At 53.8% G+C, this 1,490-nt stretch carries 2 protein-coding genes; both read right to left on the bottom strand.

Going from position 1 to position 1,490, the window contains the following annotated elements; translation table 11 throughout:
- Nucleotides 1-38: 38 nt before the first annotated feature.
- Nucleotides 39-233, bottom strand: coding sequence for a hypothetical protein (locus LKE08_RS14805; RefSeq protein ID WP_324705010.1), 195 nt, complete (start codon nt 231-233; stop codon nt 39-41).
- Between the two features lie 30 nt (nt 234-263).
- Entirely contained in the window at nt 264-998 is a 735-nt protein-coding gene (locus tag LKE08_RS14800) for a hypothetical protein (RefSeq protein WP_324705009.1), read from the bottom strand.
- Nucleotides 999-1,490 lie beyond the last annotated feature (492 nt).

Raw genomic sequence — 1,490 nt, 5'->3', positions numbered from 1 at the left:
CTCTTAAAGGCATAGTCAATGTGCCTCTACCAACTCCTTTAAGAGAAAATCCTAAAGTTGTTGCTACTTTTGTAAATGCCGAATTCCGCCGTCCCCATCCGGCGGGCCAGCAGTAGGTGGACGAGATAGGTCAGCCCCATTCCGGAGACTTGTACCGCAAACGCCACCCGCGCCCCCCGAGCCAAAGGGTTCCATCGGGAAGATTGTCCGGCAGACGGTCTCAGATTCCCCATTTTGAGAGTCCCGTGATTTGGGTTCCGATCTTAACGGGGACGGCGCGATCGCATTTGAGGAGGCAAAAACTCGGCGGGTTCTTCCTCGATCCGATAGGGCCAGATGTCGATGGGTTGAATGGGATAGCGTTTGAGCTCGGAACGTCGGCCAGATTGGGTGAGCATCACCACCAACCCCACCGCAAAAATGCTGCCGCCGATGATGACGGCTAGAATAATTCCCACCAGAAACCACAGCAGCGCACTTTGCAGCCCGCCGACACCGGCATGGGATTGTTGGGACAGGCGTCCCTGATCGACCGTCAGAGTGCCGATCAGACGCTGCTGCTCTTGCAACTGCATCATCAACTGTTCGTTTCTGAGCCGCTGCTGTTCCAGTTGGCCGGTGACGCTTTCAATTTGCAGCCGATGCCGTTCGACCTGGCTGGTCAGTTGCTCGATCTGAACCCGATGCCGTTCGAGTTGGGTGGTCAGTTGCTGGGTTGTCGTCTGTTGGCGTTCGAGTTGATTTTGAAATTGAGAATCCGAATTGGACTCACCTTGATTGAGGGGGGATGGCACAGGGAGGGAGGGAAGTGGAATTGTCCCGTAAGGTTGCTCCGACGAGTTGGGCGGAGGAGGAAGAATCCCATAGGAAAAATCCGTGGGAGAGGACTGCTTTTGCGCCGATGACTGGTCGCCGAAGACCAACCACGCCAACAGGAGCACGAAAGCCGCCATGACGGTAAAAATACACCCTCCTATGAACCCCGTAGCCGGACCCATTCGCTTCGATTTCACACTTTGGTTGTATTAAGACAATTCGAGACCAAACCCGCTTGAAGAGCCATCAGCCATTCCTAACTCACCGTATAGGGACTTGAAATGGGACATCATTCATCACGAATTCAATCGAGTATGAATGGTAACACGCAACTTTGGCGATCGAAAAGTGCACCGGGCCGAGATCCCCAACATTCTCGGCGCCGGACCCCCGCCGCCCGAAAAACCGGTCGCCCCCACCGGCTGACCTTAAGATGATTTTAAACTTTGCCGGCTCGCCGGGAAACTCCTCGCCCGACGCGATCGCCGTGATACAATCTTTGGCACGGTGCGATTCGTTCAGGAACGAAATAAGGCTGAAATGCCCGAAATAACTTCCTGGTATGGCTTTCATCCCCTCAGATGAATATAAGGGGCACACCCCTGACCAGCCTTATAACTGTCTGTATGTTCCAAGTTTAGTATCACACGATACTAAATGAGGTCGGAACTCTC

Origin of the sequence: Lyngbya sp. CCY1209, from assembly GCF_035615495.1 — a bacterium.
Taxonomy (GTDB): Bacteria; Cyanobacteriota; Cyanobacteriia; order Cyanobacteriales; family Microcoleaceae; genus Limnospira.
The sequence above is the reverse complement of the archived record's forward strand: the minus strand, read 5'-3'. Positions and strand labels throughout refer to the sequence as shown.

Bases quoted from the DNA above. Each gene is read 5' to 3' on its own strand.
- LKE08_RS14800 (WP_324705009.1), bottom strand. From the start codon at position 998: ATGGGTCCGGCTACGGGGTTCATAGGAGGGTGTATTTTTACCGTCATG.
- LKE08_RS14805 (WP_324705010.1), bottom strand. From the start codon at position 233: ATGGGGAATCTGAGACCGTCTGCCGGACAATCTTCCCGATGGAACCCT.